Below are 19,654 nucleotides of genomic sequence, written 5' to 3'. Positions count from 1 at the left end.
TTCCAACATGGGACGCGCCCGTCTGGAATATTAACCGGTTAACGCAGTCTTCTGCGCCTGTCTGCCGACCAGATATTGCGCGAGCGAATAGCCGGCCACGCCGAATATTATTCCGCCGACAGCCGGACCGACGATGATGCCGTCCAACCCGTAATATTCACGACCGAGCCAGAGAAAGGGAACAAGACCCAGCGTATTGCGAAGCCAGTTCATCAGCGTGGACCAGCCGGGATGCCCGAGATTGTTGCAGGCCGCGTTGCTGATGAACAGCATACCGTTAAAGAAGAACAGCGGGGTCAGCATGAGGGCAAACAGCCAGAATACATGCCGCCCTTCGCCGACCAGATGAAACGCATCGCTGATCGGCCCGCTGAGCAGCAAGAGAATTGGCCAGATTGCCAATGTATAGGCGAGGGCGAACAGGGTTGCCTGCTGAATCGTGATCCGAACCCGGTCGAGTTTCAGCGCGCCAAAATTCTGCCCGATGATCGGTCCCACGGCGCCAGACAGTGAAAACATCAGGCAGAATGCTACCGGTACAACCCGGCCAACCACCGCGAAGCCGGCGATCACGTCATCGGAATAGTCGGCGATAAAGCGATAGGAGAGGAAGCCGCCGATCGGTGTCGCGACATTGGTCAGCACCGCGGGGACCAGAATTGCCATGATCGCCCGGATATCGGCCCGGAAGCTTACTAGGGAAAACCGGTCGAAACCGCCATAATTCCGAAAGACTGTGCGGATGGCATATATCGCTGAAACGACGACGGCACAGGCACTTGCAACCGCCGCGCCGTTGATGCCCCAGTCAAGGCCAAAGATGAACAGGGGGTCAAGGATCGCATTGGTTATGCCCATGCTGAGCGTGACGTGCATCGAGCGCCGGGCTGCGCCGTGGGCGCGCAGGAAGCCGGAGCAGACCATGGCCGTGACACTGACCGGCATGAACGGCGCGACGATCCGGATATACCCGGTTGCCGCCTGATTGGCGGCCCCGTCAGCGCCGGCCAAATCCAGAATCGCCGGGGCGAACAGGGACAGGATGAGCGCGAAAGGGACCATCATCACGGTGCTGAGAACCAGAATATTTGTCAGATAGCGCCGAGCCCGGTCCGGATCACCCTGACCGATATGGCGGGCTGCCAGCGCGCTGGTGGCAATCATCAGGCCGATATGGAAAGCCGTGCCGAAAAACAGGATGGTGGCGGCAAAACCCATTGCCGCGGTCAGCGCGCTGTCTGATAGCTGGGCAATGTAGAACAGATCGGCAAAATCGACCAGAAACATGGTCAGCATGCCGATGCTGGCGGTCAGCGACATGGTGGTGATATGCCGCAAGGGACTGCCGGTCAGGAATATGGCGGGTTGGGGCGAGATAAAATCTGTTCCACTACAAACCGCCTGACCGGAACTGGCAATGGCGGAAAAGATATTTTGCCCTATAGTCTTTTGCCAGAGGGTCAATTCCTCTCTATTGGAAAAACATCTTTGGAGAGTGTCTCATGGTCTATCGAAAAACACTGGTTGGTCTGGTGATCGCGACATTGGCAGGATGTTCCGCAGCCGAGGAAGACAAGACATCCTCTCCAGAGGATCGCGGCGTGTTCGAACGTCGCAATACCGCTCCCGATCCGGCGGATAATGCGCTGAAGCCGCGCCGGGCCGAACAGGCTTATGCCCGGATCGCCCTTAACTGCATCAACAAACAATATCCCAGCAAGATCAGTCATGTCCTGAATAGCGCCGCCGATGTCGCCGAGCCGGCAAAGCTGACGCCGCTATTCTACGGCTGTTTCGATTGGCATAGCGCTGTCCACGGCCACTGGTTGCTGATCCGGCTCTGGGGTCAGGATCTGGTTCCCGATATGGATGACGAGATTGCTGCCGCGCTGGCAGCGAATTATACGGCGGCGAAGGTTGCCGGTGAACTGGCCTATTTCCAGGGGGCGGACCGCACGGCTTTCGAGCGGCCCTATGGCATCGCATGGTTTCTGCAACTGACTGCGGAACTGCGCGATATTGCCAAGGGCGAGGGTAGCAAGGCCGAACAGGCGAAGCTTTGGCTGGACCGGCTGCAGCCGCTGGAAGCTCTGATCGTCGACAATATCAAGAACTGGCTGCCGAAACTCGCCTATCCCGTCCGGCTTGGGACCCACAACCAGTCCGCTTTTGCTTTTGGCCTGTTCCTCGACTGGGCTGCACGTAGCGGTGATCGCGAAATGACTGCCCTAGTGCGCGAAAAAGCCTTGGATTTCCATCGCCAGGACCGGGATTGTCCGATGGCATATGAACCTTCGGGTGAAGATTTTCTGTCATCCTGTCTCATGGTGGCCGATCTGATGCGGCGATTAATGAATCAGAGGGAATATGCCGAATGGCTTTCGGGTTTTCTTCCCGCGCTACCAACCGATGGAAGGGGCGACTGGCTCGAAATGGGCGTTGTGAAAGATCCGACCGACGGGAAACTGGTCCATCTCGACGGTCTCAATCTGTCGCGGGCCTGGGCGCTGGAAGGCATGGCTTCCGCACTTCCGGACGACGATCCGCGGCGCGCAGCGCTTCTCGCATCCGCCAGACTACACGGAAATTCCGGCGAGCAAGCCGTGCGAACACCGCATTATTCGGGCAGCCACTGGCTCGCCAGTTTCGCGACTTACTGGCGGACCCGGCGGGGGATCGACAAAAATAGCAGCAATCCGGCTTCGTGAACCCGCATCCGTCCATGCAACCGACACAAAATGCCGAGTGCCGGACGCTGTCCCTGTTCAGCCGGCTGTTTCCCGTCAATCGCGATCTTGCGATCAAATCGATTTTCGGGATCTGGAGCGCCTATTTCTTGTTCGTGAGCAGTCGCATCTTATATGTTCCCGAGATGAATGCAGACGCCCTGTTCCTGCAGCGCATTCTGATGACCATCATCTGTATCACTTTTACCTGGATGCTGTATCGGCTGCTGATTGCAGTCCGGTGCAAGGGGATGGGGGCTGCCATATTCATGTTGAGCTTGCCGACCATGATCCTCGCCAATCTTATCGCGCTAATCGATCAGATCGTCTTTGATCATGACGCCCGGCTGTTCGACTTTTCCTATCTTCTCGAGCCGGTTGATTTCGCTTCCTTTGACTGGACCTATGTTCTGGACGAGGCTTTTACCCGCTATTTCATTCTGGTCAGTTGGGGGGCATTATATCTGGCCCTTTCGCACAGCAAAAACGTGCAGAGAATGATGGAGCACAGTCGTCAACTGGAGCGGGTCAACCGGGCGAGTGAGTTGCGGGCGCTCCGTTATCAGCTCAATCCGCATTTTGTCTTCAACGCGCTGAATTCGGTCAGCAGCCTTATCATCGATCGGCAGAACGAGCAGGCGGAGAAACTGGTCGATGACCTGGCCGACTATATGCGTGCTGTTTTGACCGGTGGCGCGCAGGATATGATTACGGTGGAGCAGGAGATTGCCCAGCAGGTACGCTATCTGGAAATAGAACGTATGCGTTTCCCCCAGTGGCTTCACTATTTTGTCGATATCGAACCTGCTGCAAATGGCTGGAGCATTCCGGCACTGATCATCCAGCCGCTGATCGAAAATGCCATCAAGTTCGGCGTTTCGGGAGCGGACCAGCCGCTTAATATCATCATATCCGCACGTATCGAGGGAGATCGTCTGCGAATCAGCGTCGCCAATGACGGCAGGGTGGAAATTCCGCCTGCGCAGCCACATGACCGGGCTGCCGGGACCGGGACTGGACTGACCAATATCCAGAGTCGGTTGCGAGCGCTATACGGGCAGAATGCGTCGCTGCTCCTGGCCAATAGCAAGGACGGGATGGCGATCGCCACTATCATCTTGCCCGATCCATCCCTGATTTTCCAGGATATATGAGAATGGCCAGGAAGCCGCCCTCGGTGTTGATTGTCGATGATGAACCGCTGGCCCGCACCCGGCTTAAGGCATTGTGCAAGCGAATCCGGTTGTTCGGGGAAATCGCATTGGCCAATGGCGGTCGCCAGGCGATCGAGAAAATCAGACTGAACCCGCCAGACATCGTGCTGCTAGACGTCGATATGCCAGAATTTTCCGGGCTCAAGGTGGCGGAATTCTGTCAGGGTCTCGGGCATATGCCGGAGATTATCTTTACAACGGCCCACAGCACTTACGCGGTGCAGGCTTTCCGGCTGGAAGCCACAGACTATCTCCTGAAACCGGTGAAGGAGTCGCTATTGCGCGAAGCGGTAGAGCGGGCCATCGCAAATCGGACACGAGCCGGGAATGATCGGGGAACGGAGACGGTTGACCGCCTGTGGGTGCAGGACGGGAACGGCGCCCTGCAAATCATGGTGTCGGATATCGAATGGGTCGAGGCGGAGCGCGACTATATGCGCCTAAATCTTCCTGATCGCAGCTTTCTCGTCCATCAGTCGATGCACTCGCTGGACAAAATGTTGCCGCACGATCTGTTTGTCCGGGTTCACCGGTCAACCATTGTGCGACGGGACTGTATTACCGAGGTGCGTCGCAAAGGCCGCAAACATTATGTCATATTGAAGGATGGCAAGCAATTGCCGATTGGCCCCCGCTTTGCCGACAGAATCGCCGGTTCGGCTCAAGCCGGGCGCCTGGGCGGATCGGACACCGTAACCGAATAGCGCGGCGCTGGTGCCGGTTGTTTCAGTCCACCGACATCGACAAACGCCTCTCTTTCGATATTATGGGGATGCTCCTTGGCTTCTGCCAGCGACAGTACCGGCGCGAAGCATATATCCGTTCCCTCCATCAACTCGCACCACTGGTCGCGGGTTTTGGTTTTGAACAGATCTGTCAGTTTCTCCTTCAGCATCGGCCACTGTTTCGGATTCATCTGGGCGTCGAAATCGCTATCGTCTGCAATACCGGCCACTTGCCGCAGCTCTGCGTAAAATTGGGGTTCGATTGATCCAATCGAGATATATTTGGCATCAGCCGTTTCGTAGGTGTCATAGAAATGCGCCCCGGTATCGAGCAAATTGACACCTCGCTCGTCCTGCCACTGGCCGATATTGTGAAAGTCGAAGATCATCGCCATCAAAGCGGCGGAACCATCGGTCATCGCACAATCCACAACCTGGCCCGTGCCGCCGGTCTTGGCGTGGAGCAGGGCGGATACCATGCCGAAGGCCAGCATCATGCCGCCGCCGCCAAAATCGCCAACCATGTTGATCGGGGGGGTCGGTTTTTCACCCGCTCGTCCGAACGCATGCAAGGCACCGGATACGGAAATATAGTTAATATCATGGCCGGCTGCGGCGGCGAGTGGCCCATATTGGCCCCAGCCGGTCATCCGGCCGTAAACAAGTTTGGGATTGTCGGCGAGCAATATATCCGGCCCGAGGCCGAGACGTTCCATGACGCCGGGGCGAAAGCCTTCGATCAGGCCGTCGGCAGTTTTGACCAGATCACGGGCAGTCTTGATGCCGTCTTCTGATTTCAGGTCGATCTCGACCAGATTACGGGAACGGGACAGGGCAAGGCGTGGATCCGGCGCCGCTCCCGGGCGGTGCAGAACGGTAACGTTCGCCCCCTGGTCGGCGAGCATCATGCCGCAAAAGGGGCCGGGACCAATGCCAGCGAATTCGATAATATTGATACCTGTAAGTGGTCCAGCCATGTCCTGCTCCCGTTTAATCGAATGATTAAACCGTCCTATGCAGGGAAGTAGTTCTAATCAAGTCTAATATTGAGCCTTGACCGGAAGATCAGCGGGAGCGTTGTCTCTTGTGCAAATGCGGGGATTTTTTTCCATGCTGGCGCAGATAGTGCGGTAATTCCAACTTTTTCTGACCGACAGGTTGCCGTGCGAGCTTCGGATCGATGGGATGGTCAAACGCCACGCCGAATCTGCCCTGGGCTACCCATGCGACATGTCCGGTCACCTGACCAATATTGCGCAGCTCCAGCTGGACCTTGTCGCCCCGCTTGGCAAGTACCGGTGCTTCGGCCATCAGGCCGCCGGCTGACAGGTTGCGAATCCGGACTTCGCCGCAATCATCACCATCGACGAAGCTCAGAGCAGCCTTCAAAAACAGGCTGTCGCGCTCCAGCTCCCGCTTCGAATGGCCGAGGGCCTGACTGTTCATTTTCAGACTATCGTCAAATGGTTCGTTCATGAGCTTCCCGTAGCCGGTAAATGTAAATACATGTGTCGCAAAGGAAGTAGTAGGGTAAAATTGGTGCAAATTTCGTTAATAGTAAGCATTGTTTCTCGCAAAAGCGCTGGATTAACGCGGTAAACCGAGCAGGCCAGTGCCGTTGCCAAGGCGCCAGAGAGGACCTCTGTTTTGCTCTAGAGAAAAATCAAACTACTGATCGCGCGAGATTTTCTCGTTCCGCTCGTGCGCTTCCTGGGCCTCCACGGTCATCGTCGCAATTGGCCGGGCTTTCAGCCGGTCGAGCGAAATCGGTTCGCCGGTAACCTGACAATAACCATATTCGCCTTCGTCAATCCTTCGCAAAGCCGCATCGATTTTGGATGTTAGCTTGCGTTGACGGTCACGGGTCCGCAGTTCCAGGCCCCAGTCGGTTTCACTCGACGCCCGGTCATTGAGATCGGCGTCCTGGATCGGACCGTCCTGCAGATGGGCAAGGGTTTCCTTGGATTCGTCGATGATTTCCTGTTTCCATTTTTTCAGGGCTCTCCTGAAATAGGCGAGCTGCCGCTCGTTCATGAACTCTTCGTCTTCGCTCGGTTCATACCCGTCCGAGAGGACCATATCTGCGCCATTTTCGCTATTTTTTGCGGATGCTTTTTCTACCGAGGATGCCAACATACTCTCCAAACATCATGCCTTACCCGAATTTCGGAAGGCGGGACCATATATAGGGCGGGCCTATACCCAGCGTAGTTATTGGAAACAAGGCGCAAAATCGCTGTTCATGCAATAATCCGGATTTTGTAAAATTCCGGACCCGGTCAACCCAATATGAGGTTTGATTTTGCACCGGAAAATAAGCTTGGGACCGCAATGGTCCCTGCGAAAAATTCGATTTCTAAAAGCGATATGACAAGAAAGCGGTCCGTATGAGTTCCAATTCGGGACATTAACCCTGAATGGGTACGATCTGTTAACTTATTTTCGCGTTTCCCACTCTAAAACAGCGTTAATGCAATTGTTATTTACCATTTCTTCTGTCTTTCTGAAGCATGTCGAGACGGCAAACAGGGGCAAGGCTTCGAGAAGCCTGCTGTTTGATAATGTCTGAAGCGGAAGAGAGATAGATTATGTCGGTACGTATGGCTTTGGCAAAATTATGCGCTTGCACCTGCGGGGGAGCGCTGATCGGAGGCGGCGCAGTGCATGTCTCTGAGGCACCTGCGGCTCCATATGTTAAGAAGATGTCGAAGAAGAAACCGCTGCGGGCTCGTGCAATCAAAAAGGGTGAGCCCGCCCGCAAGATAAAGCGGACCAGGCGCACGGTCACCAAGACGACGACGGCCTGCCAGCCATCGGTAGTCACGATCGCCCAGACGCCGGCGCCACAGGCCATTCCTCTTCCTCCTTATATTCCGCCTGCTCCCCCTGTCAGCAGCACCGGTGGTTCGATCCCGGTTGTAATTGGTGGCAGCAGCGGCGGCGGCAGTGGCGGATTTTTCGGCGGCTTCTTCGGTGGGGGCAGCACCGGTGGCGGTACCGTGGTAATTTCATCGACCAGCAGCGGTGGTTCGTCCAGCACCTCCTCGGGAGGTAGTTCATCCTCGTCCAGTTCTTCATCTTCGTCGTCCAGTTCCTCGTCGTCGAGCTCGTCCAGCAGTTCGTCCGGATCGAGTGGTGGCAAGCCAGGGCATGGTTCCAGCGGCGGGGGACACGGCTCAAGTGGAGGGGACGGAAGTTCAGGATCATCGGGTAGTTCCAGCTCGTCGTCCGGCAGTTCCAGCTCGTCTTCGTCGAGCTCGGGCGGTTCGTCCACCAGCAGCTCGTCCGGGGCGACAGGCGGTTCTACCAGCAGTTCGTCTGGCGCAACCGGCGGCTCCTCCAGCTTCGGCGGAACGTCGAGCGGCTCTTCGAGCAGTTCGTCCAGTACCAGCTCATCGAGCAGCAGCTCCAGTTCGTCTTCTGGCGGAAGCACAGGCGGATCAACCGGTGGTACGGATGTCCCGGCGCCACCCATTGTATTGCTTTTTGGCGCAGCAGCAGCGGCATTGTTTGCCCGCCGTCGCAAAGCGAAAAAGGCGGTTGCTGCCTGAGCAATACAGAGCAGGGAAAACAGAAAAAGCGGCCGGTGCACTCCGGCCGCTTTTTTCTTTGCAGTCTTGCAAGTGAAACCGACGCTCGGCATAGGCAGTGCTTATGCATGATATAAAATTTATTCGCGAAAATCCGGAAGATTTCGACGCTGCGCTGGCAAAGCGCGGAGTCGAGGCGGTGGCGCAGAACATCCTCGCGCTGGACGAGCAGAGCCGCGCTCTGAAAACCCGGATCCAGGAAGGGCAGGCGCGCCGCAACGAGGCGTCCAAGGCAATCGGCAAGGCCAAGGGGCAGGGTGACGAGGATACGGCGCAGGCGCTTATGGCCGAAGTTGCCGATCTGAAAAGCAAATTGCCCGGGATAGAGGAAGAAGAACGGGAAGTTTCCGCGCGGTTGCAGGGCTTGCTAGCAGCGTTGCCGAACCTTCCGGCGGACGGTGTCCCGCCGGGCGAAGACGAAGACAGCAATGTCGAAGTCGATCGCTGGGGCGAACCACGCAATTTTGATTTTGACCCGAAGGACCATAGCGACATCGGTCCGGCGCTCGGGCTTGATTTTGAAACGGCTGCCGCAATGTCCGGTTCGCGGTTTGCTTTTCTGCGCGGGCAGATCGCGCGTTTGCAACGGGCAATCGGGCAGTTCATGCTCGACCAGCAGACAGTCGAGAACGGCTTCGAGGAATGCGCACCGCCGGTGCTGGTTCGCGATCAGGCCATGTTCGGAACGGGGCAACTTCCGAAATTTTCGGAGGATTCCTTTCATACCACCAATGGCCATTGGCTGATTCCGACAGCAGAAGTCAGTTTGACCAACAGCGTGAGCGGCGAGATATTGGACGAGACGCAGCTGCCTATCCGGCTGACGGCGCTTACCCTGTGTTTCCGGAGCGAAGCCGGGTCGGCCGGCAAGGATACCAAGGGCCTGATCCGTCAGCACCAGTTTGAAAAGGTCGAGATGGTAGCTATTACCCATCCGGACAGCAGCGACGCCGAACATGAGCGGATGACGGAAGCGGCTGAATCAATTCTCAAAGCGCTCGAATTGCCCTATCGGAAAATGCTGCTCTGTGCCGGTGACATGGGCGCTACGGCACGCAAGACCTATGATCTGGAAGTCTGGTTGCCCGGCCAGAATATGTATCGCGAAATTTCAAGTGTCTCGACGTGCGGCGAATATCAGGCGCGGCGGATGAATGCCCGTTTCCGTCCGGAAGGAGAGGAAAAGGGTACGAGATTTGTCCACACGCTCAACGGTTCCGGTCTTGCCGTCGGCCGAACATTGGTCGCAGTTCTCGAAAATTACCAGCAGGCGGACGGATCGGTTACAATTCCATCGGCCTTGCTTCCCTATATGGGCGGAATCGACAAGTTGGAGCCGGTGTAATGCGAATATTGCTAACGAACGATGATGGTTTCGATGCGCCCGGGATGAAAATCCTGCTGGATATCGCTTCGCATTTTTCCAATGATATCTGGATTGTCGCGCCGTCCGACGAAAATTCGGGTGCCGGTCATTCGCTAACGATCACCCGGCCATTGCGCATACGCAAGCGCGGGGACCAGCAATATTCTGTTGATGGGACACCAACCGACAGTGTGATGATGGCCGTCGCCAAAATCATGAAGGACGGGCCGCCCGATCTCATTCTATCGGGCGTCAATCGCGGTGCCAATCTCGGCGAGGATGTGACCTATTCCGGGACCGTGTCGGCAGCGATGGAAGGGGCGCTCGCGGGCATTCCCTCGATTGCGTTAAGCCAGGCTTATGCGCGAGGCGATCTTGGTGCTGATGTGCCGTTTGAAGCGGCCGTCCAGTGGGGAGAACGTGTGCTCCGGCCGCTGATCAAGCAAAGCATGGATCACCGGACACTGGTCAATATCAACTTCCCGGCTCTCCCTGCCAGCGACGTCAAAGGCGTGCAGGTCGTATCGCAGGGAATTCGCGATTATGGACGGTTACAAATTGTCAGCAATCGTGACCCGCGCGGTTTTGAATATCATTGGTTCGGACTCGGGCCGATGGTGGAGACGCCGGCGCACAGCACCGACCTGGAAGCGATCGCCGACGGTTATATCTCGGTCACACCATTGCATCTGGATCTTACCCATTATGATTCCATGGATGGTTTGAAAAAACTCTATCCCTGACCGGTTTCCGCTCTCCCGAGAATTTACTAGGCTTTGACCAGCAACGCTGGCAAGCTGTGCTTTTGCTGCTAATAATCGTGTTTCCGTAGGGAAGAAGTTGGCCAATGGGAGCCTATATGCGTGATATTGCGATCCTGATAATGCTCTTGGTGGTAACAGCCTGCATTCCGCCGGGGCGCACCGACTATACTCCGCCTCCGTCCGCACCTGAATTGGTTACGGACCCTGTTGTGTTCGGGACCGCACCAGAGAAAGCGCCTCTATCGACCTGGCAGGCAAGTCCGGTCACCGCGAGCGCGCAACAGGTAAATTCGGGAGCCTATATCGTGCAGCCGGGTGATACTTTGCGCGGGATCGCTAACAAGACTGGTACCGGATCGCAGATCATCGCATCGGCCAATGGATTGTTTGAGCCTTATGTCATCCATCCCGGGCAGCGCTTGAAAATTACCGGCGGCCGGTATCATGCAGTCAAGCCAGGCGAGACCGGTATTGCCATTGCCCGTGCTTATGGTGCGCCGTGGCGCGACGTCGTGGCGCTTAACGGGCTGGAAGAGCCTTATATTCTGCGCGTGGGGCAAAAATTGCTGCTGCCGGCCACGGCTCCGAGCGATCCCGCGAATTTGAGTATCGAGCAACGAGCCGCTGCTTTTGATTTGGAAATCGACGATATTGTTACCGGCAGCCAGCCAGCGCTGGCCGATGGTGCAGTCGCAGGAGAGGCCTCCGACTGGCGGAAAGCCACAACGCCGAATGTCGCTATAGCCACGCCGGCAAATTTCTCCGGACAATTCCAGTGGCCGGTCGATGGACGGATAATCTCCGGTTTCGGAAGCAAGGGGGGTGGCAAGGTCAACGACGGTCTCAACATCGGCGTATCCAAGGGGACTCCCATCCGGGCGGCGGCAGACGGGGTGATAGCTTATAGTGGCGATGAAATCGGTGTATTTGGTGGCTTGATCCTGATCAATCACGGATCCGGCTGGGTCACGGCATATGGCCACGCCGACAAGCTTGACGTAACGCGGGGCCAGAAAGTCAAGGCCGGTGAGATAATCGGTCTCGCAGGGGAAAGCGGTTATGTTCAGGAGCCGCAACTGCATTTCGAAATTCGCAAGAACCGCAAGCCGGTAGATCCCAGCATCCACCTGCCGAAACGCAGCTGAATCGGCTATGGCAAGCAGCAACAACCGCAAGCTTTCAGACTATTTTACGCTCCGGCGGCGACCCAGCTTGCCGGTCTGGGCCGATATTGCTTGGCGAGTGACCTTTGTTCTGGCTCTGATCGGCATGGCCGTGGCGGTACACTATTTCGACCGCAATGGCCTGCAGGACAGTTATGACGGGGATGTCAGCTTTCTCGATGTCGTTTATTTTACGATGATCTCGATCACCACCACCGGCTATGGCGACATCGCTCCGGTGACGGAAAGGGCGCGCATGTTCGATGCGCTGGTTGTGACTCCTATCCGTATCTTTGTCGTGCTAATCTTTGTCGGCACGGCCTATAATTTTGTTTTCAAACGAACCTGGGACAATTGGCGCATGAAACTGATTCAAAGCAATTTGCACGACCATATCGTGATCGCCGGCTTTGGCACGAGTGGCAGTGAAGCAGTACACGAACTGCTTGCTCGCGGCACCAATCCAGAGGAAATAGTCGTGATCGACTCATCGGACGATGCCTTGTCGCAAGCCGAAAAACTGGGCTGTGCGGTGATCAACGGCGATGCCACACGCGACAATGCCTTGATGAATGTGAAAATATCGCGTGCGCGGTCGCTGATCGTTTCGGCCGGACGGGACGACACCAGCATCCTGATCGTACTGACCGCACGCCATCTGGCCTATCATCTGCCGATCAGCGTGTCGATCAAGGCGGCTGATAATGAACTGTTGGCGCGGCAGGCAGGCGCAACCACTGTCATCAATCCGGTCAGCTTTGCCGGGCTGCTGCTCGCCGGCAGTTGCGAAGGGGCCAAGATTTCCGATTATCTCAGCGATCTTGCTTCTGCTACTGGCCGGGTCAAACTGGTCCAGCGGTCGGTGTCCGAGGATGAAGTCGGCATGGGGATGAGCGAAGTCGTCGGCAACGGTCTGGGCGTGCGGATCTATCGCGGGGACGCGGTATTCGGTTTCTGGGAGCCGGAAGCGAAACAGCTGGAGGCCGGCGATATCATCGTCGAGATCATTCCCGGCAACGGTGCCGAGACGCCGGAAAAGGATGAAGCCTGAACCGGACTACAATTTGGTTCATGTTGCGCCTGCGAAATAAACCACTATCTTGGCAGCTCACTGACGGAGCTTGCTGATGGTCGACACACTAGACATGCCTACCGGACTTCGTCCGCCGCACAGACTAGCACAACTGGGGGAACTGACCCTGCCGTTCGATCTGATGCGCTTCGGCCTGCAGTGGCCGCGGCTGGTCACCGCACCGCGCGGCGATGGCCGGCCGGTCTATCTGATCCCCGGCTATGGCGGCAGCGAATTGTCGATGCGCCCGCTGGAAGCCTTTCTCCGGCGGATCAATTATGACGTTGCCGACTGGTCGCTAGGCCGCAACAAGGGCTCGGTGGACCGCGATGTGGCGCGGTTTAGCGCAGTCGCGGAAGAGCGGTTCGCGACCAATGGCGAGCAGGCGTTTACTCTGATCGGCTGGTCGCTTGGCGGGATCATCGCCCGTGAAACCGCGCGCCTGTCGCCGCATCTGGTGCGCGAGGTGATCACCATGGGCACCCCTATCATCGGCGGTCCCAAATATACCACGCCGGGACAGCGCTACGCCAAAGCCAATGATCTGCGCCTCGACCAGTTCGAGCGCGAAGTGCACCAGCGCAACAGCATCGGCTTCGATCAGCCGCTGACCGTGCTCTATTCGAACCGAGACGGTATCGTCGGACCCGACATCGCCAAGGATATCTACAATTCGCAGGCCCGCAACATCCGCGTCGATGGCGGGCATATGGGGCTGGGCTTCAACCCCCGGGTCTGGCGGATCATCGCCGATACGCTCGCCGGGCGGACCTGAGCAGCCTTTCGGTTCAATCCGCCGTCTTTTCTTTCGGTTTACGCCAGAGATAGCGGTAGACGCCGAACAGATTGATCCCGAGCAGGACAATATTCTGGATCGCCAGCGGATTGTTGCCATCAAGCAGCGAGGCGCTGATCCAGACGATCGATGAGCCGCAGAACAGGACGAATCCGTATCCGCTGACCTTGGCGCCCGCGTTGAGGGAGACCATGGCAGCCGCGATCATGCCGCTGATGCTTGCGGTCCATCGCAATATGTCGACCAGTTCCATTTCTTTACTCCGGCTGTTGCATCGGCTGTCACTATGGAAAGCCTACGCGCGGACCGGACATATCGTTCAATTCTCTTCAAATTTTCCCGGCTTGGGGGGAACCCGCCGGCGCTTCGTACGTAAGGTCAGCAAGCCGGGTGTTGCCACTCCCTCCCAATCTTTGGCAGCCCCGGCGTCCCCCCACTTGGTCCAGCGTCCTCTATTCATTGGCCAAACCAGGCGTGCACGGCGCCCATGGCGATGTAGAAGAGCAGCCAGTAGCCTGCGTCGATGAAGAACAGGGTCTTGCTCTTCTGCGAGAAGAGATAGTTGGTGCCGATTGCCGGGACGATGAAGCCCAGCGCCACACCAAAGGCGGTCAGCACCTTCACGCCGAAATCGAGATTTACGGCATAAGTCGCGAATGTATGGGCGAGCGTCCACGATGCGACCAGGCTGAAGGCAAAGGCCCCGCCATAGATCATGCCCATATTGCCCTGCTTGATCTGCTCTTCGGTAAGACCGACCGCGCCCATCCACTTCCTGCCCATGACCGGCCCGTACCAGATGCCGCCGACGACAAAGCCCGCCAGCGCGGCTACAACAACCGCGATCCAGTTCACATCGAATATGTTCATGTCATCCTCCCCAGAATGTGCCCCGGCCCAGGCCGGGGGCTGTCTTCTGTACCAAAATCCGGATGTTTCGGCAATTGCCGCCCGATCGGGCGTCGCGGGGCGTTCCGCTTCGGCCCTGGTGCAGGATTTGCGTTTCCCGGATGGGGCCCGGCCTGCGCCGGGGCACGGTGCCGCCAGCCATTGCCGGCAATATTGATCGTGACTCGGCGCGCAAACAGGCCTAAAGGCCGCGCCCTATGGCTACCCAAATCCCTTCTCCGCCCAAAGTGGGCATGGTTTCGCTCGGCTGTCCCAAGGCATTGGTCGATAGCGAGCGCATCCTGACGCAGCTCAGAAGCGACGGCTATGACATGTCGGCCGACTATGCCGGCGCCGATGTCGTGCTGGTCAACACCTGCGGTTTTCTCGACAGCGCCAAGGAAGAGAGCCTCGAGGCGATCGGCGAGGCGATGGCCGAGAATGGCCGGGTGATCGTCACCGGCTGCATGGGCAACGAAGCCGACGTCATCATGAAGCGCTTCCCCGATGTGCTCGCCGTCACCGGCGCGCATCAGTACGAGGACGTGGTCACCGCGGTCCATGCGGCGGCGCCGGCGGCGCGCGGCGCCTTTGTCGATCTGGTGCCCGAAGCGGGCCTCAAGCTGACGCCCCGCCATTACAGCTATCTCAAGATATCCGAGGGCTGTAACCATCGCTGTTCCTTCTGCATCATCCCCAGCCTGCGCGGCGACCTTGTGTCCCGCCGCCCCGACGCGATCCTGCGCGAAGCGGAGAAGCTGGTCGCCGCCGGCACCAGGGAGCTTCTCGTCATAAGCCAGGACACTTCGGCTTACGGCGTCGATATCCGCCACCAGTCCCGCCAGTGGAACGGCCCCACCGGCCAGGGCCGCGAAGTCCGCGCCCATATGACCGATCTCGCCGCCGCGCTGGGCGAGCTCAGGACGCCGGACGGGCAGGGCGTGTGGACCCGGCTCCACTATGTCTATCCCTACCCCCATGTCGACAAGGTCATCCCGCTGATGGCCGAGGGCAAGATCACGCCCTATCTCGACATCCCCTTCCAGCACGCCGCGCCCAACGTCCTCAAACGCATGAAGCGCCCGGCCAACGAGGCCAAGGTGCTGCAGCGGGTCAAGAGCTGGCGCGACATCTGCCCCGATCTCACCATCCGCTCGACCTTCGTCGTCGGCTTCCCCGGCGAGACCGAGGACGACTTCCAATATCTGCTCGACTGGCTCGAGGAAGCCCAGCTCGACCGGGTCGGCGCCTTCCGCTTCGAGCCCGTCGAGGGCGCCGCGGCCAATGCCCTTGACGGCGCGGTGCCCGAGGAGGTCAAGGAAGAGCGCTACCAGCGGATCATGGACGTCACCGCCCGGATCAGCGCCGCCAAGCTGCAGGCCAAGGTCGGCCGCACGCTCCCCGTCATTGTCGACGACATCGGCACCCCCGACGAGGATGGCGACATCGGCGCGACCGCTCGGTCCGAGGCCGATGCGCCCGAGATTGACGGCAATGTCTTCCTGCGCAATGTCCGCGCCGATCTGGCCGTCGGCGACATTATCGACGCGGTGATCGAGGACGCCGACGACCATGATCTGTTCGGGGTGGCTGCGGGCTAGGCGTGCGGTTCCTTAGCTTAAGCCCCTCCTCTGAAGATGAGAGGCTTCGATCGGGTTGAGCCGATCTTCCGGCTCAGTCTCACGAGATCCGGAAATAGATTCCGGATGACGGGGAAGCGTTTTCATCGCACCCGAACTTTACAAACTTTACACGGTTATAGATAAATTCCCTGTTCTGCCGCGTCGCTCCCGTCTTCGAACGGCGCTTCCCTGTGCCAGGGCAGCGCGTTGACCGCCGCGTCGCTGCGGATGCCGGTGGGGGTGACGGTAACGCCGGGACAGTCGCGCTCCATTGCCGCGGCTTCCTTGGGGGTCATGCGATAATAAGAAGGCGCATCGTCAAGGTCGGGATCGCAGAGCGCATAAAATTCCGGCAGGTCCGCCTCGTCCGGCCCCGAACCGGGCCCGGAAACCGGCCCGGCGTCCGTTAGCGTTTCGGCCGCGGCGGCCGCTATCGCCAGCTCCTCCTCGGTCGGCGTGGCGATCAGCGGCGCGGTGTCCTCGCCCTTGCCAATCGCGTCGAGCATGTCGCCAAAGCGTGCCGCCCCGCGTTGCGCCGGGATTTGCGCGGCAATCTTGTCGAGCCGGGCGAGATGGGCGAGCAGCAGCCGGCTGTCATAGCGCCGCCGCGTCGCCACCACCTCGCCATGATAGAAAATCTCCTCCTCGACGCCTTCAATGGCCCGCTCCTGCAACTTGTCCTGCGCTTCCTCCCGCGCCAGCACCAGCGCCGCCAGCCACGCCCGGGCAAAATCCCGGTCGCGACGTTTCAGGTCATAGGCCGACTGGCGCGACCGCTGGACAAAATAGGCCGACGCCTGGACATTACCGGTGCGGGAGAGCGCCTCGAGGAATTTTACGCGCAGTTCAGGGTGCCAGCCGTCGTGGCGGGTGGCAGGGGAGGGGGTGTTGGCGCTTAGGTCCGCTCGTCCTGAGCCTGTCGAAGGACAGTGTCCGTCCGAGAGGCGCCCTTCGACAAGCTCAGGACGAACGGTTCTATATTGTTCGTCATCCTGAACTCGTTTCAGGACCCCGTGCCTCGCACCCCGGCCTTCCGGCTCACTCTCCCGAGATCCTGAAACAAGTTCAGGATGACGAATATGCTCTCCACCCCCACCACCGTTCCGCTGCGCAAAATCATCCTGATAGTCCATCACAATTCTCCATATATGGTTTGCTAAATGGAAAAAATATAACCTATATGGTATGTTGTAGGAAAGGGGGCTGTTTATAGTTGTTTGTGCAGATTTATGAGGACTTTCGCCGAATTTACATATCAATAAATTTGTAGTAACAATCGGAAGAAGATTGGAAACTATAGATATGTCGATAGAACTAATTCACCTAAGAAAACTTCTAAAAATTCTTTACAGTGAGCCCGGTCAACGAACTTCCTTACTTAGGGCTGATATTCGTGAGGAAATAGCTCGTGAGTCTGGAGAAAATGGAGGAGGTGGGGACTTTTACGCACCTTTTTGGAGTGACGCGAAGAATCATGCTTTCAACAGATTGGATCTACACACTGCGACGGAAAATAGAATCGGAGGGAATCCTAGGCGTGCCCGATTATATCCGGTTCTTCGCGATGGGTTTTTGGAATGGTGGAATAATAATCGACGTTGGACAAACGAACCCTTTCAGGAAGTCGATGCGCCGCACGCAAGGCACTCCTTCAATGGCATGGGAACCATAAAGGTCGAAAATATGCTGGCAGTGCTGGATGCAGGCGATGAGAGGCATTTTGTATACCCCTATTTTTGTGAATTTCCAATTCTCACTGATGAGGCTGCTAGGGTTGGCCTATGGTTTATTGGGCAATCTCTGCCGCAGCATCCATTGAGGGAAATACGGATTTTGGACGTTATGAGAGGCCGAACTTATTCCATCGATCAATCACCATTGCAGGGTAACGAAGAGGATATCTTGACCAGACGATACCGCGCCACGTTGAACGATTGGCTGCGCTTGAGGACGGAGTACCGGTAAATCGTCTCTTACGATAAGATAGAAAAGGAAATCTTCACTGCTCGGCTATCGATAGTGTAATGTAGGACGATCAATTGGCTAAAGATTAGGTTTGATGAACCACAGGTGTTGGAGCTTAATTGGGTTCTTTTATCATCGCCAAACGATACACGACCATAGCGGCGGCAATGATTAGCGTGGTTGAATAGACCAATAAGAGCATTCCGATAAAGCCACCGGACATTTTCAGGGCGAAAAGCACTTGGACAAGAACTTCAGGTTCGAGTTTCGCGTAGGTAAGAATGTCGAACCAGAGCGTTCCTGTATATATAAACGTCCAAATCAGAGCCACAACTTGTGTAATTAAAAAATGGAAGAATGTAGCATTCATTTCAAATAGATAAGGTATTCCCCGACTGTTAGGGACTTCTCTTAGGGCTCGTTTAAGCCGGTTATTGATGATGCTAAAAAGAATTGCGTAAGTGCCTAGGCTGAATCCGAGGAGGTTCGGTAACAAGCTTTGTGCTAAAGGAAGCCAAGCTTCGCTATCCCACATAGTATAATTTATCATGCAAATAAAAAAAGCTAACCAAAAGAAAGGAGAGCTAAATATTGCACTCCATCCACCGTAGAATTTTATATATTGTTTCAGTCGCCTTGCAAGAGTGCCATACTGAGAGGGTGAAATATCTGTCATATATTTCTAGCTAAATCGCCGAAAGCCTGACTCTCACTTTTAACTTCCTCATCATATTTGTCTTGCTTTATTTTCGGATAATCAGCGGTTGATCGCTTTTCCGGAAGACCGTTCATTTTGCCCTCGACCCTTATATGCCCATTTTCCAATGCCGGTTCACTAACCATTTTAATTTCGTCCGAAATTACCAAGGACTTACCTTTTTCAGCTGTGTATTTGAGTTCCAATTCTCGACTGTGTAATTCCTCTAAATGCTTTTCTATTTTTCCTTCGAAATCATCATCAAAAACATCAACATTTGGTTTGGCGATAGTGATAATGATCTTGCTGATCGAAGTTAGTCCGAATACCTTTTTTAGAGAAGCTCGTGATTGTACCACATTGATTTTTATATCACCAAATTTTCGCTCAATTGTGGGGTTCGCAGCGAGGCCTTCAAACAGTCTTGCGGCCGAGTTAACCGAAAATGTATCTCCTTTGGAATAAGTTTGCACAGCAATTTTGTGCGTCTTCAAGTTAAAAACGAAGTAAAAGGCCTTTGAGTTTGGGAACAAGTTTTCAGGAATAGAAATTTTTGAAATATCATCAGCATTCGCGTCTTGCAGGTTTTTAACATCAAACCAATTTCCATCCGCATCAATTTTTGTAAATGTCGTTATGACGCCTTGAATCTCACCATCCTCTCGGCCCGATTTGTCGACCAATGAAATAATCCCATACCTGTCACCACGTGTTTTGACGGGCTCTTTCATCCTATAGAAATCCATAATAAGATCGAAGTATATTTCTTCGTTGTGAGGGTGTGCTCTTATATTGATTTGACCACCGCTAATTTTCAAACTTTTTCCCACAGTATTTCTCCCTTAAGTACAGGCAATTAGAGCCTATTGAATTGACTTCAGCAAGGTAAATTTCGAAAGAAAATGAGCACATCTGAATTCTAAGTCTAATTTGGAAATTTCCAATCGTCTGGAGGCGCAAGGAAAATAACGGAATGTCCCTAGCCTTCTCCCTCAAGGCCGAACAGAATCGCTCACCCCAACCCCGTAACCGCCATCCCGGCCCGCACAAACACCAGCCCCAGCAC

Annotated in this window: 21 protein-coding genes; 10 read left to right on the top strand and 11 right to left on the bottom strand. The window is 56.2% G+C overall.

Annotated elements, in window-relative coordinates; genetic code table 11:
- Nucleotides 1–30 precede the first annotated feature (30 nt).
- On the bottom strand, nt 31–1,464 hold the full coding sequence (locus tag BOSE62_RS09850; protein ID WP_159645559.1) for an MATE family efflux transporter: 1,434 nt from the start codon (nt 1,462–1,464) through the stop codon (nt 31–33).
- A 38-nt stretch (nt 1,465–1,502) separates the two neighbouring features.
- On the opposite strand from BOSE62_RS09850, the gene BOSE62_RS09845 reads away from it, so the two are divergent.
- The 3 genes from BOSE62_RS09845 to BOSE62_RS09835 are packed head-to-tail and all read left to right on the top strand — an operon-like array spanning nt 1,503 to nt 4,644.
- Nucleotides 1,503–2,708 carry a DUF2891 domain-containing protein gene (locus tag BOSE62_RS09845; protein WP_159645556.1) on the top strand — a complete coding sequence of 402 codons (1,206 nt, stop codon included), beginning with the start codon at nt 1,503–1,505 and terminating at the stop codon, nt 2,706–2,708.
- Between the two features lie 14 nt (nt 2,709–2,722).
- Nucleotides 2,723–3,880, top strand: coding sequence for a sensor histidine kinase (locus BOSE62_RS09840; protein WP_159645553.1), 1,158 nt, complete (start codon nt 2,723–2,725; stop codon nt 3,878–3,880).
- A 2-nt stretch (nt 3,881–3,882) separates the two neighbouring features.
- Nucleotides 3,883–4,644, top strand: coding sequence for a LytR/AlgR family response regulator transcription factor (locus tag BOSE62_RS09835; RefSeq protein ID WP_159645550.1), 762 nt, complete (start codon nt 3,883–3,885; stop codon nt 4,642–4,644).
- Here BOSE62_RS09835 and BOSE62_RS09830 read toward each other — a convergent pair.
- The 5 genes from BOSE62_RS09830 to BOSE62_RS09810 form a co-directional block, all read right to left on the bottom strand.
- Nucleotides 4,602–5,642, bottom strand: a complete 1,041-nt coding sequence (locus tag BOSE62_RS09830) for a CaiB/BaiF CoA transferase family protein (protein WP_159645547.1) — start codon at nt 5,640–5,642, stop codon at nt 4,602–4,604. The two genes, BOSE62_RS09835 and BOSE62_RS09830, sit on opposite strands and share 43 nt — an antisense overlap.
- 88 nt (nt 5,643–5,730) lie before the next feature.
- On the bottom strand, nt 5,731–6,141 hold the full coding sequence (locus BOSE62_RS09825; protein ID WP_236553965.1) for a PilZ domain-containing protein: 411 nt from the start codon (nt 6,139–6,141) through the stop codon (nt 5,731–5,733).
- 192 nt (nt 6,142–6,333) lie between these two features.
- Complete coding sequence (gene dksA / locus BOSE62_RS09820; protein WP_159647998.1) at nt 6,334–6,801, bottom strand: RNA polymerase-binding protein DksA; 468 nt, start codon at nt 6,799–6,801, stop codon at nt 6,334–6,336.
- A gap of 343 nt (nt 6,802–7,144) precedes the next feature.
- Nucleotides 7,145–7,519, bottom strand: a complete 375-nt coding sequence (locus tag BOSE62_RS09815) for a hypothetical protein (RefSeq protein ID WP_159645544.1) — start codon at nt 7,517–7,519, stop codon at nt 7,145–7,147.
- A gap of 12 nt (nt 7,520–7,531) precedes the next feature.
- Complete coding sequence (locus tag BOSE62_RS09810) at nt 7,532–8,257, bottom strand: hypothetical protein (protein ID WP_159645541.1); 726 nt, start codon at nt 8,255–8,257, stop codon at nt 7,532–7,534.
- 62 nt (nt 8,258–8,319) lie between these two features.
- Here BOSE62_RS09810 and serS point away from each other — a divergent pair, with 62 nt between their 5' ends.
- The 5 genes from serS to BOSE62_RS09785 all read left to right on the top strand — a co-directional run bounded on the left by serS (nt 8,320) and on the right by BOSE62_RS09785 (nt 13,395).
- Complete coding sequence (gene serS, locus BOSE62_RS09805) at nt 8,320–9,600, top strand: serine--tRNA ligase (RefSeq protein ID WP_159645538.1); 1,281 nt, start codon at nt 8,320–8,322, stop codon at nt 9,598–9,600.
- Nucleotides 9,600–10,364: a 5'/3'-nucleotidase SurE gene (gene surE, locus BOSE62_RS09800; protein ID WP_159645535.1), complete on the top strand. Its 765-nt coding sequence runs from the start codon at nt 9,600–9,602 to the stop codon at nt 10,362–10,364. Before serS ends, surE begins: the two co-directional genes overlap by 1 nt.
- Nucleotides 10,365–10,480: 116 nt before the next feature.
- Complete coding sequence (locus BOSE62_RS09795; protein WP_236553963.1) at nt 10,481–11,530, top strand: M23 family metallopeptidase; 1,050 nt, start codon at nt 10,481–10,483, stop codon at nt 11,528–11,530.
- Between the two features lie 7 nt (nt 11,531–11,537).
- Nucleotides 11,538–12,599, top strand: coding sequence for a potassium channel family protein (locus BOSE62_RS09790; protein ID WP_159645529.1), 1,062 nt, complete (start codon nt 11,538–11,540; stop codon nt 12,597–12,599).
- Nucleotides 12,600–12,675: 76 nt separating this feature from the next.
- The gene (locus BOSE62_RS09785; protein WP_159645526.1) at nt 12,676–13,395 is read left to right on the top strand and encodes an esterase/lipase family protein; all 720 of its coding nucleotides are present in this window, start codon (nt 12,676–12,678) and stop codon (nt 13,393–13,395) included.
- 13 nt (nt 13,396–13,408) lie between these two features.
- Here the strand turns inward: BOSE62_RS09785 and BOSE62_RS09780 are convergent, their stop codons facing one another.
- The gene (locus BOSE62_RS09780; RefSeq protein ID WP_236553962.1) at nt 13,409–13,669 is read right to left on the bottom strand and encodes a hypothetical protein; all 261 of its coding nucleotides are present in this window, start codon (nt 13,667–13,669) and stop codon (nt 13,409–13,411) included.
- Nucleotides 13,670–13,872: 203 nt separating this feature from the next.
- A complete protein-coding gene (locus BOSE62_RS09775) occupies nt 13,873–14,286 on the bottom strand; it encodes a DUF1761 domain-containing protein (protein WP_159645523.1) in 414 nt (137 codons plus the stop codon).
- Nucleotides 14,287–14,522: 236 nt separating this feature from the next.
- Between BOSE62_RS09775 and rimO the strand changes: the two genes are divergently transcribed.
- The gene (rimO, locus tag BOSE62_RS09770; protein ID WP_159645520.1) at nt 14,523–15,905 is read left to right on the top strand and encodes a 30S ribosomal protein S12 methylthiotransferase RimO; all 1,383 of its coding nucleotides are present in this window, start codon (nt 14,523–14,525) and stop codon (nt 15,903–15,905) included.
- 155 nt (nt 15,906–16,060) lie between these two features.
- Here the strand turns inward: rimO and BOSE62_RS09765 are convergent, their stop codons facing one another.
- Nucleotides 16,061–17,059 carry a hypothetical protein gene (locus BOSE62_RS09765; protein ID WP_159645517.1) on the bottom strand — a complete coding sequence of 333 codons (999 nt, stop codon included), beginning with the start codon at nt 17,057–17,059 and terminating at the stop codon, nt 16,061–16,063.
- Between the two features lie 169 nt (nt 17,060–17,228).
- Here BOSE62_RS09765 and BOSE62_RS09760 point away from each other — a divergent pair, with 169 nt between their 5' ends.
- Nucleotides 17,229–17,891: a hypothetical protein gene (locus tag BOSE62_RS09760; protein ID WP_159645514.1), complete on the top strand. Its 663-nt coding sequence runs from the start codon at nt 17,229–17,231 to the stop codon at nt 17,889–17,891.
- 115 nt (nt 17,892–18,006) lie between these two features.
- Here BOSE62_RS09760 and BOSE62_RS09755 read toward each other — a convergent pair whose 3' ends face one another.
- Together BOSE62_RS09755 and BOSE62_RS09750 are read right to left on the bottom strand one after the other, a co-directional pair.
- Nucleotides 18,007–18,567, bottom strand: coding sequence for a hypothetical protein (locus BOSE62_RS09755; protein WP_159645511.1), 561 nt, complete (start codon nt 18,565–18,567; stop codon nt 18,007–18,009).
- Nucleotides 18,564–19,418, bottom strand: a complete 855-nt coding sequence (locus tag BOSE62_RS09750; protein WP_159645508.1) for a DUF4747 family protein — start codon at nt 19,416–19,418, stop codon at nt 18,564–18,566. Before BOSE62_RS09750 ends, BOSE62_RS09755 begins: the two co-directional genes overlap by 4 nt.
- Nucleotides 19,419–19,654 lie beyond the last annotated feature (236 nt).

Origin of the sequence: Sphingorhabdus sp. 109, from assembly GCF_902506555.1 — a bacterium.
Lineage (GTDB): Bacteria > Pseudomonadota > Alphaproteobacteria > Sphingomonadales > Sphingomonadaceae > Parasphingorhabdus.
The sequence above is the reverse complement of the archived record's forward strand: the minus strand, read 5'-3'. Positions and strand labels throughout refer to the sequence as shown.

Excerpts from the sequence above, each read along its gene's own strand:
- BOSE62_RS09760 (WP_159645514.1), top strand. The coding sequence starts at position 17,229 with ATGTCGATAGAACTAATTCACCTAAGAAAACTTCTAAAAATTCTTTAC.
- BOSE62_RS09825 (WP_236553965.1), bottom strand. The coding sequence starts at position 6,141 with ATGAACGAACCATTTGACGATAGTCTGAAAATGAACAGTCAGGCCCTC.
- serS (WP_159645538.1), top strand. The coding sequence starts at position 8,320 with ATGCATGATATAAAATTTATTCGCGAAAATCCGGAAGATTTCGACGCT.
- BOSE62_RS09815 (WP_159645544.1), bottom strand. The coding sequence starts at position 7,519 with ATGGCCTGTGGCGCCGGCGTCTGGGCGATCGTGACTACCGATGGCTGG.
- BOSE62_RS09775 (WP_159645523.1), bottom strand. The coding sequence starts at position 14,286 with ATGAACATATTCGATGTGAACTGGATCGCGGTTGTTGTAGCCGCGCTG.
- BOSE62_RS09755 (WP_159645511.1), bottom strand. The coding sequence starts at position 18,567 with ATGACAGATATTTCACCCTCTCAGTATGGCACTCTTGCAAGGCGACTG.
- BOSE62_RS09795 (WP_236553963.1), top strand. The coding sequence starts at position 10,481 with ATGCGTGATATTGCGATCCTGATAATGCTCTTGGTGGTAACAGCCTGC.
- BOSE62_RS09780 (WP_236553962.1), bottom strand. The coding sequence starts at position 13,669 with ATGGAACTGGTCGACATATTGCGATGGACCGCAAGCATCAGCGGCATG.
- BOSE62_RS09835 (WP_159645550.1), top strand. The coding sequence starts at position 3,883 with ATGGCCAGGAAGCCGCCCTCGGTGTTGATTGTCGATGATGAACCGCTG.
- BOSE62_RS09765 (WP_159645517.1), bottom strand. The coding sequence starts at position 17,059 with ATGGACTATCAGGATGATTTTGCGCAGCGGAACGGTGGTGGGGGTGGA.
- BOSE62_RS09845 (WP_159645556.1), top strand. The coding sequence starts at position 1,503 with ATGGTCTATCGAAAAACACTGGTTGGTCTGGTGATCGCGACATTGGCA.
- dksA (WP_159647998.1), bottom strand. The coding sequence starts at position 6,801 with ATGTTGGCATCCTCGGTAGAAAAAGCATCCGCAAAAAATAGCGAAAAT.
- BOSE62_RS09785 (WP_159645526.1), top strand. The coding sequence starts at position 12,676 with ATGGTCGACACACTAGACATGCCTACCGGACTTCGTCCGCCGCACAGA.
- BOSE62_RS09830 (WP_159645547.1), bottom strand. The coding sequence starts at position 5,642 with ATGGCTGGACCACTTACAGGTATCAATATTATCGAATTCGCTGGCATT.
- rimO (WP_159645520.1), top strand. The coding sequence starts at position 14,523 with ATGGCTACCCAAATCCCTTCTCCGCCCAAAGTGGGCATGGTTTCGCTC.
- BOSE62_RS09840 (WP_159645553.1), top strand. The coding sequence starts at position 2,723 with ATGCAACCGACACAAAATGCCGAGTGCCGGACGCTGTCCCTGTTCAGC.
- BOSE62_RS09790 (WP_159645529.1), top strand. The coding sequence starts at position 11,538 with ATGGCAAGCAGCAACAACCGCAAGCTTTCAGACTATTTTACGCTCCGG.
- surE (WP_159645535.1), top strand. The coding sequence starts at position 9,600 with ATGCGAATATTGCTAACGAACGATGATGGTTTCGATGCGCCCGGGATG.